Here is a 13402-nt window from a genome sequence, read left to right as displayed (position 1 = left end):
CATGGACAAACGCCGCGTCGCATCGACGATCAAGACCGCCCTGACCGGCTTCGACAAGCCGCTGGCGCTGATCGTCTTCCTGCTGTTCGCCACGGGCATCGTGGCGCTGTATTCGGCCGCGATCGACATGCCGGGCCGCGTGGAAGACCAGCTGCGCAACATCCTGCTGTCGTACGTCGTGATGATCGTGATCGCCTACATGCCGACCCAGCTGCTGATGCGGATCGCCGTGCCGCTCTATACGGTCGGGGTGGCGCTGCTGATCGCGGTGGCCATGTTCGGCCTGATCCGCAAGGGGGCGCGCCGCTGGCTCAATGTGGGCATGGTGATCCAGCCATCGGAGATCATGAAGATCTCGATGCCGCTGATGCTGGCGTGGTACTTCCAGAAGCGGGAGGGGGTGATCCGGTGGTTCGACTTCGTCGTGGCGCTGATCATCCTGGGCGTGCCGGTGGGCCTGATCGCCAAGCAGCCCGACCTGGGCACCGGCCTGCTGGTGCTGGCCGCCGGCCTGTACGTGATCTATTTCGCCGGGCTGTCGTGGAAGATCATCCTGCCGCTGCTGGGCCTGGGCGTCGTGGCGATCACGCTGCTGATCAGCTATGAAAGCCAGATCTGCGCGCCGGGCGTGAGCTGGCCGATCCTGCACGATTACCAGCAGCACCGCGTGTGCACGCTGCTGGACCCGACCACCGACCCGCTGGGCAAGGGCTTCCATACCATCCAGTCGATCATCGCGATCGGCTCGGGCGGCGTCACCGGCAAGGGCTGGCTCAAGGGCACGCAGACGCACCTGGAGTTCATCCCCGAAAAGCACACCGACTTCATCTTCGCGGTGTTTTCGGAGGAATTCGGGCTGATCGGCAATGCCGTGCTGCTGGTGCTGTATCTGCTGCTGATCTTCCGCGGGCTTTATATTGCGGCCAACGCGCCGACATTGTTCTCGCGGCTGCTGGCCGGCTCGATCACGCTGATCTTCTTCACCTACGCCTTCGTGAACATGGGCATGGTGAGCGGGATCCTGCCCGTGGTGGGTGTGCCGCTGCCGCTGTTGAGTTACGGTGGTACCGCGCTGGTGACGCTGGGCATGGGGATCGGCATCCTGATGAGCATTTCGCGACAGAAGCGGCTCATCCAGACCTGACCCGCTCGCGCCAACGTCACTTTGCTACACTGCCAACCGAAAAAATGGAATCGGTAAAAGCTTATGAACGCCCAGGACGTCGCCGCTTATCTGCAAAGCAACCCGCAGTTCTTTGAGGACCATGCCGAACTGCTGGCCACGGTGCAACTGACCAGTCCGCACAGCCACCGGGCCGTGTCGCTGCAGGAGCGCCAGATGGAAATCCTGCGCGAGAAGAACAAGGGGCTGGAACTGAAGCTGGCCGACCTGGTTCGGCACGGCCACGAGAACGACCGCACGCAGCAGCGCATGCACGCCTGGCAGCTGCGCCTGCTGGCCGAGGCCGATTCGCACGCGCTGCCGTACGCGGTGCAGGACGGCTTGCAGCAGGTGTTCGATGTGCCGGCCGTGGCGCTGCGCCTGTGGAACGTGGGCGAAGCGTTTGCCCATATCGAAGTGGCGCAGGGCGCCAGCGACGACCTGCGCCTGTTCGCCGAAGGCCTGCGCGCACCGTACTGCGGCGCCAACAGCGGCTTCGAGGCCGCCAGCCTGCTGGAGCGCGACGACATCGCGTCGCTGGCCATGGTGACGCTGCGCGTGCCGGCCCGCCCCGGCGACGATGGCCCCGGCGCCGCGTTCGGCCTGCTGGTGCTGGGCTCGCCCGAGCCGCGCCGCTTCCACGAAGGCATGGGCACCGCCTACCTGGGGCAGATCGGCGAAGTGGCCGGCGCCGCCCTGAACCGCCTGCGCGACTGAATTTTCGCTATTCCGCCATGCGCAAGCGCCAGCCGGGCAAGGGTGATGCCGTGACGGCCCCAGCGGCCACCACGGCCACCACGGCTACCATGGCCGCCGCCGTGGCGGAGAAGCCAGTTCCCGATCCGCTGGTGCTGCGCTACCTGGACTGGCTGGCCACCAATCGCAAGCTGGCCGACCACACGCTGACCAGCTACGCGCGCGATCTGTCCGTGCTGCAGGAATCCGCCACGCGCTTTGCCGCTGGCGTGCCGCTGCTGTCGCTGGAAACCAGACATATCCGATCCTTCGCCGCCCGGCTGCACGGCAGCGGCCTGTCGGCGCGCACCATCGCGCGCACGCTGTCCGGCTGGCGCGGCTTCTTTCTGTGGGCGGCGCGGCATGGCCATGGCGTGACCGCCAATCCGGTGGACGGGGTGCGGGCGCCCAAGCGCGGGCAGCCGCTGCCCAAGGCGCTGTCCGTGGAACACGCCGTGGCGCTGGTGGCGCACCGGCGCGGCGACACGGCCGAAGCCATCCGCGACCAGGCCGTTTTCGAACTGTTCTATTCCAGCGGGCTGCGGCTGTCGGAGCTGATCCAGCTCGACGTGCGCTATACCGAAGAAGGCGAATACCGGTCGGCGGGCTGGCTCGACCTGGCGGGGGCCGAGGTCACGGTGATCGGCAAGGGATCGCGCCGGCGGACCGTGCCGGTGGGCAGCAAGGCGCTGGAGGCGCTGAAGGCCTGGCTTGCGGTACGCGAGACACTGCTGCGGCCCGGCGCCTTGCCGGAGGACCAGCACGCGCTGTTCCTGGGCACGCGCGGCAAGCGGTTGTCGGGCAGTACGGTACAGATGCGGATCAAGCAGCAGGCGCTGGCTGCCGGCGTGCCGGCCAATGTGCATCCGCATATGCTGCGGCACTCGTTCGCCACGCATGTCCTGCAGTCGTCGGGCGACTTGCGCGCGGTGCAGGAGATGCTGGGCCACGTGAGCATCACCACCACGCAGGTCTACACGTCGCTCGACTTCCAGCATCTGGCCAAGGTCTACGACCAGGCCCATCCCCGGGCCGGCCGGAAGAAGAAAGGCGTACCCGGATCAGCGCCGGCGGGGGCCGATGACCGGGACGGGGCCGGCGGCACCGGCAGCGCCGACAGTACCGACAGCTCCGACAGTACGGACGCCCCGGACCGCTAGGTCCATTGCGAAAGAATGTTCCGGAACCGCTCCATCTCGGGCAGCAGCCAATTCCGGAAGGCCTGCACCTTCGGCGTGGCCAGGCTGGCATGGGTGCAGACGAAATGCAGCAGCCACGGGCACGGAATGCTCACGTCGAACAGGCGCACCACGCGGCCCGACAGCAGGTCGTTATAGGCCAGCGACGAGCGGATCAGCGCAATGCCCTGGCCCTCGGCGGCCGCCTGCAGCAGCAGCGACGAGTCCTGCATCATCAGGCCCTTGGTCGGCTCGGACCAGGCCAGTCCGGCCGCCTCGAACCAGGGCTTCCATGGATCGCCCTCGCCGCGCAGCAGCGGCATGCCGGCCATGTGCGCGGGCTGCTCGGGCAGGCGCCCGCCATTGAACCTGGGGCTGCAGACCGGAAAGAACACATCGTCCAGCAGGCGTTCGACGTAGAGACCCGGATACTGGCCGCCGCCCATGCGCAGGGCCACGTCCACCTCTTCATTGGCAAAATCCACGAGCGAGTTCGACGACAGCAGTTCCACGTCGAACTCGGGATGCTGCTCGATAAAGCTGCCGATGCGCGGCGTGAGCCAGCGCGCGGCGAACGACGGCATGGTGCTGATGGTCAGCCGCTTTTCGCGGTTGCCGGCCTGCAGCGCGCGCGTGGCGTCGGCAATCTGCAGCAGCGCGTCGCGCACGCGCTCGGCATAGAGCCGGCCGTTGGCGGTCAGCATCACGCGCTTGCCGCGCCGCTCGAACAGCGGCTGGCCCAGCTCTTCCTCCAGCGCCCGGATCTGGTGGCTGACGGCGCCATGGGTGACGAACAGCTCCGCGGCAGCCCGCGAGAAGCTCTCGTGGCGGGCGGCCGCCTCGAACGTGCGCAAGGCGGCCAGGGCCGGCAGGCGCGGAAATTCGCGTTTCCAGCTACGGGGATCGTCCGGGTTCCAGGTGCCGCTCCAGACCATGATGGACCTCGTCTATGTGAGATGAGCTAACAAGACCCAAGAATATATATCGTTTTGCCAGCGGCGGGGTCATCACTAGAATTCACTTCACCGGACCCCGCCAAACAAAGCCCTGAACTGTGCTGGTCCAATGACCAAGCCAGTTCCGGCGACGCCGACAACACGGTGGGCCCCCGGACTCACGGAGAAGCCATCATGAAAGCCCTACTCACAACGACCGTCTTTACGCTGAGCCCCGGCGAGGTTGCCCCGCTGTCGGTGCATGCCGCCCAGCGCCTGTTTGTGGAAGATGCCAAGGGTGTCGATGTATGGGTGACCCGCGAGAATGATTCCGAGGATTACTGGCTGCGCTGTGGCGGAAGTCTGCTGTTGCGTCGCGGCGACGAGATCGTGCTCAGCGTGGACCCGCGCGCCAAGGGCCCGGTGCGGCTGGCACTGATTGCCGAGGCCCGGCGCCCGGTGCTGACCCTGGCCGACCTGCCGCACCTGGTGTTGCGCGCCGTGCGGCGCTTGGTTCGAGGCACGGAATGGACGCCGGGGCAGGACAAGATCCACGCCTCATGACCCGGCGGCGCGGCGGCTGAGGCGCGTATGGCCGCCGCCAGACAAGACTTGACCGGAAACAGGGCCGGTCTGCCTCAGCGCAGACCGGCCCTTTTCGTTACACTCTCGGGCATGCATCCGATCCAAGTCATCGATCAGGGCCGCCAGCCGTACGAGCCCTGTTTCGACGCGATGCGGGCATTCACCGCCGCCCGCACGCCCGAGACGCCCGACCAGATCTGGCTGGTCGAACACCCGCCGGTCTATACGCTCGGGCAGGCCGGAGACCCCGCACATCTGCTGGCCCCCGACGACGCGATCCCGGTCGTGAAGATCGACCGTGGCGGCCAGATCACTTATCACGGACCCGGCCAGGTCGTGGCCTACCTGCTGCTCGATTTGCGGCGCCGGCACCTCATGGTGCGCGAGCTGGTCAACGACATCGAGCAGGCCGTGCTGGACACGCTCGCGGCGTATAATCTCGCAGCCGAACGCAAGCCCGGCGCGCCCGGCATCTACCTGTCCGAGGGTCCGCACCAGGGCGCCAAGATTGCCGCGCTCGGCCTCAAGATCCGCAACGGCTGCAGCTACCACGGTGTCAGCCTGAACGTGCAGATGGACCTGGACCCGTTCCTGCGCATCAACCCCTGCGGCTATGCCGGACTGGAAACGGTCGACATGGCCACTGCGGGCGCCACCTTCGCGGCGGCGCACGATGCCGGCCCGCTGCCCGTCACCGCGGCACAACAACCCGCAATCGCACAACGCCTGGCGGCGGCCCTGTGCGAGGTCCTGACCGCACGCGAGGCGCGCGCACAGGCCCACGGGAATGCCGCTGCCGAGGCTGCCTGAACCGTGGCACGCCCGGCCCCGAATCAACGCCAAACATGCACGCGGCTGCGCGTGCGGAGAACAGTATGAGCGACGCCCTGATCGCCACGTCCAGCGAAGCCCCGCAAACGCCTGAATACGACGCCACCAAGAAGCAGAAGTCGGCCGAGAAGACCGCACGCATCCCCATCAAGATCGTGCCGGCCGAAAAGCTCAAGAAGCCGGACTGGATTCGCGTCAAGGCCGCCACCGGCAATTCGCGCTTCTACGAGATCAAGGACATCCTGCGCGCCAACAACCTGGTCACCGTGTGCGAGGAAGCCAGCTGCCCGAACATCGGCGAATGCTTCGGCAAGGGCACGGCCACGTTCATGATCATGGGCGACAAGTGCACGCGCCGCTGCCCGTTCTGCGACGTGGGCCACGGCCGCCCGGACCCGCTCGACGTGAACGAGCCGGGCAACCTGGCGCGCACCATCGCCCAGCTCAAGCTGAACTACGTGGTGATCACCAGCGTGGACCGTGACGACCTGCGTGACGGCGGCGCCCAGCACTATGTGGACTGCATCTCGCAGACGCGCGCGCTGTCGCCGAACACCCGCATCGAAGTGCTGGTGCCCGACTTCCGTGGCCGCCTGGACAAGGCGCTGGACATCCTGCTGACGGCCCCGCCGGACGTGATGAACCACAACATGGAAACGGTGCCGCGCCTGTACAAGCAGGCCCGCCCGGGCGCCGACTACGCGCACTCGCTGAAGCTGCTGCAGGAATTCAAGCGCCGCAACCCGGACGTCGCCACGAAGTCGGGCCTGATGGTGGGGCTGGGCGAGACCGACGAGGAAATCCTGGAAGTCATGCGCGACATGCGCGCGCACGACATCGACATGCTGACAATCGGCCAGTACCTGGCCCCGTCGAACCACCACCTGCCGGTGATGCGCTACGTGCATCCGGACACGTTCAAGATGTTCGAGGAAGAGGCCTACAAGATGGGCTTCACCCACGCCGCTGTGGGCGCCATGGTCCGCAGCTCGTACCACGCCGACCAGCAGGCACATCAGGCGGGGTTTGCGTGATATCGCCGGCTGGCTCCCGGTCGGCCCGTCGAGCGGGCCGGGAGCCATGCAGCAGAACTGTCGCAATGTGTGCCGACGGACGTTTCAATCCTCGTCACACTGGTTGATCGTCTTGATGGGGTCAACGCCGGGCGCGTTCTCTCTTGGAATGAGCGCAAAGTCTTTCCAAAAGGGCTCCGTTACGTTCAGGCGCCCCTTCGATTGACAGTCCATATAGGCAATCCTGGGCGTTTCCGAACACGTCATCGTGCCGCTCAGGACGCAACGTTCCCATTGGTGGATGGGGACGACCTTCGAATAATCCCCTTCGTAGTAAATCCCTTCCACGTCCCTGGTTGCAATGACCATGTGCGGGTGGCTTCCGTCCGCCCGGATCAGACTCGTCCGGTACATGCCGGCAAGCTCCCGAAACGTTTCCATGAAGTAGAAGGCGCCCAGCGCGACAGTTATCGCCAGGCAAACGGTGCAGGACAACATCAAGTACGACCGGCTGCTGGCCAGGCTTCGCCAGTTCAGCGCCATACAGGTCAGTACCAGGCCCACGCAGCCAGCCAACGCCAGCAGAAACAATGTTGGCAGCGGCGTGCCATAGCGCATATTCCATGTGAAGCTGCTCGACGCAAGATACAGCGGCACGATCATCAGCACGGCAAACAGGCAGACCGCGATCAGTCGTTGGACGAGAATTGGCGTTTTCATTTGATATCGAGGCACAGGATGTCTGCACGGGCCCAGACCTGTTTTTTCAACGAGCATTCGTCAAATAAGCGATGATGCCCGGTCCTGCGTATGAGAGATAATAGAATGCCATCGCTAGCAGGCCTCCTATACCCGTCGACCACGCCCAGTTCTTTAATGACCACTTGCGATACGCAAGACCATTGATCGTGGAAAAGTATATGGCGGGCCATAGTAGAAATAGCGTCAAATAGACATAATCGGTCGCATGGGGGTTGGCGCAGTGTTCGAGATCCCAACAATCGCTTTTCCTGTCTCTGACGATGGCCCCTGATACCGGCCAATCGAGCCGACTGAAAACATACAGACATATCCACGTGAGAGTGATTCCGCTGGGAAATCCTGCGGCAATGGCGAGCAGGCGTTTCACTTGATTTCCCAGAACAATATTTCAACGGAAGCACCGAGATCCGAGTAGCCGATATTCGTGAACGGCACGAAGGCGGTGCGTATGCCTGCCCATCGCCCCATTGTGTAAATCGCTCCCAATGGGCTGGTGATGGTCAATCGCGAGCCATTCCACAGGTCAATGTGGCCACCCGTGAGCTGGCCGCCGCTGTCCCCCTCCTGTCGCCAATATCCAAAGAAATAAATAATCCCGGTGCGGCCCCGTACCTTCGTCTGCCAATCCTGGCCTGTAATGTCTTCCGGCTTTGCTGGCATGCCACAGAACTGCGGCCGTTGCTTCAGCCACGTGGCCATTTCGTAGGCACGTAGGGCGACTGGTTTGTCGGGATCCCGCGGTTTTTTGCCGGGCTTACGGTACACGTCGCGACCGAGTTGCTTCTTGCCAGGCATCTTCGGCACCGTCCGCTCGGAGAAGGACTTCATATCGACCTCAACACCGTGTAGCGCAATGCTAAGTCGGATGGCGCACTGGTTCGTGTAATTGGCGTTCTTGTGTGGGTTGGACTCGTCGGGATAGCTTGCCCACAATTGCGCAAATGTCACCGGCTCGACTTCCAGGCAGACCAGGGAATCCTCGGTACGCGTTGTCTTGACCTTCGCCTTTCCCGTGGCGGGAACCCGATGGCGGGCGACGACGACTGTCATGCCTCGTCCTCCGCAGCTGCCGCATCTCCCCAGAGCACCGTATAGGTCGTCTCCGACGACGTGAAGATGCGCGGCAGCATGCCGTCAGCCGGGACGGTGCCACGGTTCACCGAACCGTCCGAGCCCTTGATCAGATAGCGCATGCCGGCGATCTCGTATCCGGGTGGGGCTACCAGCTGCACCTGTTCGTCGAAGCGGTGCTGGCCATCGTTGCTTGTGCGCGCCGCGCGGGGAAGGGGCTTGCCGAATGGGTCCAATCCCATCGTCGCAAGCTCGTCAGGCCCGAACTGGTGATACACCAAGTTCTGGGACGCAATCATGATCGGCGACGGGTCGCACTTGCAGACGCATAGATCTCCGTCCAGGGCCTCCTGCTGACCCATAAAGTCGCTCAGATGCCGCGGTCCCACCCCGACAATCTGCCCGGTCGTCCTGCACGCGGGGCAATAGACCCTGGCGCCCAGGAATGCCATGCGCTTGCCGTTGATGGTGTCCTGCGGCATCCCTTCCAGCGTCACGCCGTTGGCGCTCGACCGATCTCCCTCCACCAGATTGCATCGGATCATCGCGTTCCCCTTGGGTTAGAAGCGACGCCAATCTAGCAGCGCCATCCGGGGTGGTCGTCTCAGGTTCGCCTTCGTTTGCCTGGTGTCAAAAGCTCACGGCCTTCAGGCCCGCGGCTGGATGTCTTCTGGTCGCCTTTCAACGAACTTTCAGCGCTAGCGCTTTATCCGTCATATTGATGCGCTTTTGGTGCGAAATTGCCGCTAACGGTGCATAACTACATAGGGTCTACCCCGAGTGCCGGGCATTGCCATGTTTCGATATGATGAATTTATCGATAAATCGTTGATGAAATTCGATTGAGTCACATCGGGTTCATTGGCGAGCCATGTCGCGGTCCGTGCGGTGCCTACACTGCAGGGATCGAAGCCCCGCCCCCAACCAGCGAGCCCGTCCATGCCTCAATGCTCCGTTCACCGTCTGGCCGAACAGGCGCTGCTCTACAGCGTCGCGCCGCCAGCCTCGCTGGAAGTTCAGCGCCGCATCTGGGCCATGGCCGAACGTGCGGCCGACTGGCGTGGCGTGGTGGACGTGGTGCCGGGCATGAACAACCTCACGCTGACCTTTGACGACACCGCCGATGTGGCGGCGCTGGAGCGCAACCTGAAGCTCGCGTGGGCATCGGGCGAGACGCGCAACACCACGGGCAAGCTTGTGGAGATTCCAGTGCGCTACGGCGGCGAGTTCGGTCCCGATATTGCCGATGTGGCCGCGCATACCGGCCTGACGCCGCACGAAGTGGTGCGTCGCCACGCCGCGGGCGAATACGTCGTGTATTTCCTGGGATTCCAGCCTGGCTTTGCCTATATGGGCGGCATGGCGCCCGAACTGGCCACGCCGCGCCGCCGCGAGCCGCGCCTGGCGGTGCCGGCCGGTGCTGTGGGCATTGGCGGCGAGCAGACCGGCATCTATCCGGCCGTACTGCCCGGCGGCTGGCAGCTGATTGGCCACACCGACGCGCAGCTGTTCGTGGCGGACCGCGATCCGCCATCGCTGTTCGCGCCCGGCGACACCGTGCGTTTCGTTGCCGAGGAGGTGCTGCTGTGATCGAGATCCTCCGACCTGGCGCGCAGGCGTCGGTGCAAGACCTGGGCCGTACCGGATTCCGCCGCTTTGGCGTGGGCCGCTCGGGCGCCGCCGACGGGCTGGCGCTGAAGGTGGGCAATCGGCTGCTGGGCAACGACCCGAATGCGGCGGCCATCGAATTCACGCTGGGCCGCGCGGCGCTGCGCTTCGAGGCAGACATGCGCGTGGCGTTGACCGGCGCCGAGTGCAGCGCGAATGTCGATGGCGTGCCGGTCTGGTCCTGGCATGCCTTCGATGTGCGACGTGGCGAAACGCTGACGCTGCCCGCGCCGCGCGGTGGCTCGCGCACCTACCTGTGCGTGGCGGGCGGCATCGATGTGCCGCTGGTGATGCATTCGCGCAGCACCGATCTCAAGTCCAGCTTCGGCGGCTTCGAAGGCCGTGTGCTGAAGGAAGGCGACCATCTGCCCGTGGGCCGCCCCGGCATCGACGCCGAGCAGGACTGGGTCGGCGTGGCCGCGCCGGGCTGGGCGCTGCCCGTCAACCGCGAAGGCAATGCGCTGGTGATCCGCATGCTGGCCGGCCCCGAGTATCCCGATTTCGAGCCCGAATCGCAGGCGGCGCTGTGGTCGTCGGACTGGTCGATCACGCCGCAGAGCAATCGCATGGGCCTGCGCCTGCAGGGCCCCGTGCTGGCGCGCCGCGCCGACCGTTCGGGCGATCTGCTGTCGCACGGCGTGGTGCCGGGCGTGATGCAGGTACCCCCGAATGGCCAGCCGATCGCGCTGATGAGCGACGCGCAGACCACCGGCGGCTATCCGAAGATCGGTACCGTGATCGGCGCCGACCTGTGGCGCCTGGCCCAGGTGCCGCTGGGCGCCACGGTGCGCTTCCGGCAGGTGACCGTCGAAGAGGCCGCCGCCGCCCAGGCCGAGGTGGATCGCTACCTGCGCCAGATCGACCAGGCGCTGCGCTGGCAGAGCCAGGGCCTGCAGATTGCCGCGCGCCGCCGCACGACCACCCGGTTCGTCGCATAACCCTTAAATCGCCCCACACATCCGGAGAACGCCCATGCAAATCGACCTGAATGCCGACCTTGGCGAAGGCTGCGGCAATGACGAAGCCCTGATCCAGCTGATCAGTTCCGCCAACGTGGCGTGCGGCTGGCACGCGGGCGATGCGGCAACGATGCTGCAGACCGTGAAGTGGGCGCTGGACAACAACGTGGCCATCGGCGCGCATCCGAGCTTTCCGGACCGCGAGAATTTCGGCCGTACCGAAATGCAGCGCGACCCCGAGGCGGTCTATGCCGACGTGCTGTACCAGATCGGCGCGCTCGACGCGATGGTGCGCGCGCAGGGCGGCCAGTTGGCCCACGTGAAGCCGCATGGCGCGCTGTACAACATGGCCGTGCGCGACGCCAGGCTGTGCGACGCGATCATCCGCGCCGTGCGCGACTACGACTCCGACCTCGTCTTCTTCGGCCTGGCCAACAGCCAGATGATCACCATGGCGCGCGACGCGGGCCTGCGCGTGAAGGAAGAAGTGTTCGCCGACCGCGGCTACAACCCCGACGGCACGCTGGTCAAGCGCGGCACGCCCGGCGCGCTGCATGACGACGAAGACGTCGCCCTCAACCAGACGCTCTCGATGATTCGCGACAAGCAGGTGCGCGCGATCGACGGCACCTGGGTACCGATTCGCGCCGAAACCGTGTGTCTGCACGGCGACGGCGCCCACGCGCTTGCCTTTGCGCGCCGCATCCGGGAACGGCTCGGCGCGGAAGGCATCGCCATCCGGGCCGGCAACTGACGGCCCCCCGTCAGGCGCAGGCTTTGCTTCACTCGCTATCAGGTGTTTCCCATGGAATCGGCTGTCAATCTTTGGCCCCTGCTCGGGGTCGGCGTCATCATCCTTGGCTTCGTCCTGCGGTTCAATCCCATGATGGTGGTGGCGGCAGCCGCCATTGTCACGGGATTGGCCGCGTCGATGCCGGTCATGCAAATCTTCACCGCCATCGGCACGGCCTTCGTCAAGGCACGTAACCTGCCGCTGATCATCCTGCTGCCACTGGCCGTGATCGGCCTGCTGGAACGCCACGGGCTGCGCGAGCATGCGCAGGCGTGGATCTCGCGCATCGCATCGGCCACGGTCGGCCGCCTGCTGATCGTCTACCTGGCCGTGCGCGAGCTGACCGCCGCCGTGGGCCTGACCAGCCTGGGCGGGCATCCGCAGATGGTGCGCCCGCTGCTGGCCCCGATGGCCGAAGGCGCGGCGGAGACCCGCTTCGGTCACCTGCCCGAGCCGGTGCGCCAGCGCGTGCTGGCCTTCTGCGCGGCCACCGACAACGTGGGCCTGTTCTTTGGCGAGGACATCTTCGTGGCGTTCGGTGCCATCGCGCTGATGCACACGTTCCTGCTGTCGTCGAACATCGACGTCGAGCCGCTGCACATTGCCGTGTGGGGCATCCCCACCGCGATCTGCGCCTTCCTGATCCATGCCGTGCGCCTGAAGCGCCTCGATGGCTGGCTGGCCCGCGAACTCGGTGGCAAGCAACCGGCCGGCACGTCGGCCACCGTCGCCGCCGCGGCCAAGGGGGAGTAAGCGATGATTATCTCGATCGAATACCTCTACTGGCTGGCCGGCTTTGTCCTGCTGATCACCGCGCTGATGACGTTCGCGGACAAGACGCATCCGCGCCGTCTGACCACGGGCCTGTTCTGGCTGCTCTATGCGGTCATCTTCCTGATCGGCGACAAGATCCCGCCGGCCGTGGTCGGCGTGGGTGCCGTGGTGATGGCGCTGATCGCCGGGTTTGGCGGCGTGGGCCATGGCAAGCACGGCACGCTGCCGGAAGACAAGCGCCGCGCCAGCGCCCAGCGCCTGGGCAACAAGCTGTTCATTCCGGCGCTGCTGATTCCGCTGATCACGGTGCTGGGCACGGTGCTGTTCAAGGACTTCAGGATTGCCGGGCTGCCGCTGCTCGATCCGAAGAACGTCACGTTCGTGTCGCTGGGTGTCGGCTGCCTGGTGTCGCTGTTCGTGGTCTGCTGGCTGACGCGCGACACGCCGGCGCAGAGCATGCGCGAATCCCGCCGCCTGATCGAGGCGCTGGGCTGGGCGCTGGTGCTGCCGCAGATGCTGGCCATGCTGGGCCTGGTGTTCGCCGATGCCGGCGTGGGCAAGGCCGTGGCGCACCTGACCACGTCGTACATCAACATGGACTTCAAGTTCGTGGCGGTGACGGTCTACTGCGTGGGCATGGCGCTGTTCACGGTCATCATGGGTAACGGCTTTGCCGCGTTCCCGGTGATGACAGGCGGCGTAGGCGTGCCGATCCTGGTGGGCATGTTCCACGCGAACCCGGCCGTGATGGCGGCCATCGGCATGTTCTCGGGCTACTGCGGCACGCTGATGACGCCCATGGCGGCCAACTTCAACATCGTGCCCGCCGCGCTGCTGGAACTGGAAGACAAGAACGCCGTGATCCGCGCGCAGTTGCCCACCGCGTTCGGCATCCTGATCGCCAATATCTTCCTGTTGTACTTCCTGATGTAAGGA

16 protein-coding genes are annotated in these 13402 nt (G+C 65.4%); 11 read left to right on the top strand and 5 right to left on the bottom strand.

What is annotated here, in order from left to right; translation table 11 throughout:
• The first annotated feature begins 1 nt into the window (after window position 1).
• From rodA to AC24R4_RS16245, 3 genes are all read left to right on the top strand, one after another.
• A complete protein-coding gene (rodA, locus tag AC24R4_RS16255) occupies window positions 2–1144 on the top strand; it encodes a rod shape-determining protein RodA (RefSeq protein WP_153946181.1) in 1143 nt (380 codons plus the stop codon).
• A 63-nt stretch (window positions 1145–1207) separates the two neighbouring features.
• Window positions 1208–1879 carry a DUF484 family protein gene (locus tag AC24R4_RS16250; RefSeq protein ID WP_153946180.1) on the top strand — a complete coding sequence of 224 codons (672 nt, stop codon included), beginning with the start codon at window positions 1208–1210 and terminating at the stop codon, window positions 1877–1879.
• A 17-nt stretch (window positions 1880–1896) separates the two neighbouring features.
• Window positions 1897–3057, top strand: coding sequence for a tyrosine recombinase XerC (locus tag AC24R4_RS16245; RefSeq protein WP_400392647.1), 1161 nt, complete (start codon window positions 1897–1899; stop codon window positions 3055–3057).
• Here AC24R4_RS16245 and AC24R4_RS16240 read toward each other — a convergent pair.
• Window positions 3054–4010, bottom strand: a complete 957-nt coding sequence (locus tag AC24R4_RS16240; protein WP_092600389.1) for a transcriptional regulator GcvA — start codon at window positions 4008–4010, stop codon at window positions 3054–3056. The genes AC24R4_RS16245 and AC24R4_RS16240 overlap by 4 nt on opposite strands.
• Window positions 4011–4205: 195 nt before the next feature.
• Between AC24R4_RS16240 and AC24R4_RS16235 the strand changes: the two genes are divergently transcribed.
• The 3 genes from AC24R4_RS16235 (at window position 4206) to lipA (ending at window position 6460) form a co-directional block, all read left to right on the top strand.
• The gene (locus AC24R4_RS16235; RefSeq protein WP_153946177.1) at window positions 4206–4574 is read left to right on the top strand and encodes a DUF2917 domain-containing protein; all 369 of its coding nucleotides are present in this window, start codon (window positions 4206–4208) and stop codon (window positions 4572–4574) included.
• 111 nt (window positions 4575–4685) lie between these two features.
• Window positions 4686–5405, top strand: coding sequence for a lipoyl(octanoyl) transferase LipB (gene lipB / locus AC24R4_RS16230; RefSeq protein ID WP_400392658.1), 720 nt, complete (start codon window positions 4686–4688; stop codon window positions 5403–5405).
• Between the two features lie 65 nt (window positions 5406–5470).
• Window positions 5471–6460, top strand: coding sequence for a lipoyl synthase (gene lipA, locus AC24R4_RS16225; RefSeq protein WP_092600383.1), 990 nt, complete (start codon window positions 5471–5473; stop codon window positions 6458–6460).
• An 84-nt stretch (window positions 6461–6544) separates the two neighbouring features.
• Here lipA and AC24R4_RS16220 read toward each other — a convergent pair whose 3' ends face one another.
• The 4 genes from AC24R4_RS16220 to AC24R4_RS16205 are packed head-to-tail and all read right to left on the bottom strand — an operon-like array spanning window position 6545 to window position 8817.
• Window positions 6545–7159 carry a hypothetical protein gene (locus AC24R4_RS16220; RefSeq protein WP_487523347.1) on the bottom strand — a complete coding sequence of 205 codons (615 nt, stop codon included), beginning with the start codon at window positions 7157–7159 and terminating at the stop codon, window positions 6545–6547.
• Between the two features lie 46 nt (window positions 7160–7205).
• Window positions 7206–7568, bottom strand: a complete 363-nt coding sequence (locus AC24R4_RS16215; protein ID WP_487523346.1) for a hypothetical protein — start codon at window positions 7566–7568, stop codon at window positions 7206–7208.
• Entirely contained in the window at window positions 7565–8251 is a 687-nt protein-coding gene (locus AC24R4_RS16210) for a type VI secretion system amidase effector protein Tae4 (protein ID WP_487523345.1), read from the bottom strand. Before AC24R4_RS16210 ends, AC24R4_RS16215 begins: the two co-directional genes overlap by 4 nt.
• Entirely contained in the window at window positions 8248–8817 is a 570-nt protein-coding gene (locus tag AC24R4_RS16205; protein ID WP_487523344.1) for a PAAR domain-containing protein, read from the bottom strand. The genes AC24R4_RS16210 and AC24R4_RS16205 overlap by 4 nt, the downstream gene beginning before the upstream one ends.
• A gap of 394 nt (window positions 8818–9211) precedes the next feature.
• On the opposite strand from AC24R4_RS16205, the gene pxpB reads away from it, so the two are divergent.
• The 5 genes from pxpB to AC24R4_RS16180 are packed head-to-tail and all read left to right on the top strand — an operon-like array spanning window position 9212 to window position 13399.
• The gene (pxpB, locus tag AC24R4_RS16200) at window positions 9212–9862 is read left to right on the top strand and encodes a 5-oxoprolinase subunit PxpB (protein WP_153946174.1); all 651 of its coding nucleotides are present in this window, start codon (window positions 9212–9214) and stop codon (window positions 9860–9862) included.
• On the top strand, window positions 9859–10878 hold the full coding sequence (locus tag AC24R4_RS16195; RefSeq protein WP_400394404.1) for a 5-oxoprolinase subunit C family protein: 1020 nt from the start codon (window positions 9859–9861) through the stop codon (window positions 10876–10878). Before pxpB ends, AC24R4_RS16195 begins: the two co-directional genes overlap by 4 nt.
• A gap of 34 nt (window positions 10879–10912) precedes the next feature.
• Window positions 10913–11653 (top strand): 5-oxoprolinase subunit PxpA, encoded by a 741-nt coding sequence (gene pxpA, locus AC24R4_RS16190; protein ID WP_092600375.1) that lies wholly within the window; start codon window positions 10913–10915, stop codon window positions 11651–11653.
• Between the two features lie 51 nt (window positions 11654–11704).
• Entirely contained in the window at window positions 11705–12445 is a 741-nt protein-coding gene (locus tag AC24R4_RS16185; protein ID WP_153946172.1) for a DUF969 domain-containing protein, read from the top strand.
• A gap of 3 nt (window positions 12446–12448) precedes the next feature.
• Window positions 12449–13399, top strand: coding sequence for a DUF979 domain-containing protein (locus tag AC24R4_RS16180; protein ID WP_400394402.1), 951 nt, complete (start codon window positions 12449–12451; stop codon window positions 13397–13399).
• Window positions 13400–13402 lie beyond the last annotated feature (3 nt).

This window comes from Cupriavidus sp. CER-90, from assembly GCF_057652055.1.
The sequence above is the reverse complement of the archived record's forward strand: the minus strand, read 5'-3'. Positions and strand labels throughout refer to the sequence as shown.

Bases quoted from the DNA above. Each gene is read 5' to 3' on its own strand.
- rodA (WP_153946181.1), top strand. From the start codon at position 2: ATGGACAAACGCCGCGTCGCATCGACGATCAAGACCGCCCTGACCGGC.
- AC24R4_RS16250 (WP_153946180.1), top strand. From the start codon at position 1,208: ATGAACGCCCAGGACGTCGCCGCTTATCTGCAAAGCAACCCGCAGTTC.
- AC24R4_RS16245 (WP_400392647.1), top strand. From the start codon at position 1,897: ATGCGCAAGCGCCAGCCGGGCAAGGGTGATGCCGTGACGGCCCCAGCG.
- AC24R4_RS16240 (WP_092600389.1), bottom strand. From the start codon at position 4,010: ATGGTCTGGAGCGGCACCTGGAACCCGGACGATCCCCGTAGCTGGAAA.
- AC24R4_RS16235 (WP_153946177.1), top strand. From the start codon at position 4,206: ATGAAAGCCCTACTCACAACGACCGTCTTTACGCTGAGCCCCGGCGAG.
- lipB (WP_400392658.1), top strand. From the start codon at position 4,686: ATGCATCCGATCCAAGTCATCGATCAGGGCCGCCAGCCGTACGAGCCC.
- lipA (WP_092600383.1), top strand. From the start codon at position 5,471: ATGAGCGACGCCCTGATCGCCACGTCCAGCGAAGCCCCGCAAACGCCT.
- AC24R4_RS16220 (WP_487523347.1), bottom strand. From the start codon at position 7,159: ATGAAAACGCCAATTCTCGTCCAACGACTGATCGCGGTCTGCCTGTTT.
- AC24R4_RS16210 (WP_487523345.1), bottom strand. From the start codon at position 8,251: ATGACAGTCGTCGTCGCCCGCCATCGGGTTCCCGCCACGGGAAAGGCG.
- AC24R4_RS16205 (WP_487523344.1), bottom strand. From the start codon at position 8,817: ATGATCCGATGCAATCTGGTGGAGGGAGATCGGTCGAGCGCCAACGGC.
- pxpB (WP_153946174.1), top strand. From the start codon at position 9,212: ATGCCTCAATGCTCCGTTCACCGTCTGGCCGAACAGGCGCTGCTCTAC.
- pxpA (WP_092600375.1), top strand. From the start codon at position 10,913: ATGCAAATCGACCTGAATGCCGACCTTGGCGAAGGCTGCGGCAATGAC.
- AC24R4_RS16185 (WP_153946172.1), top strand. From the start codon at position 11,705: ATGGAATCGGCTGTCAATCTTTGGCCCCTGCTCGGGGTCGGCGTCATC.
- AC24R4_RS16180 (WP_400394402.1), top strand. From the start codon at position 12,449: ATGATTATCTCGATCGAATACCTCTACTGGCTGGCCGGCTTTGTCCTG.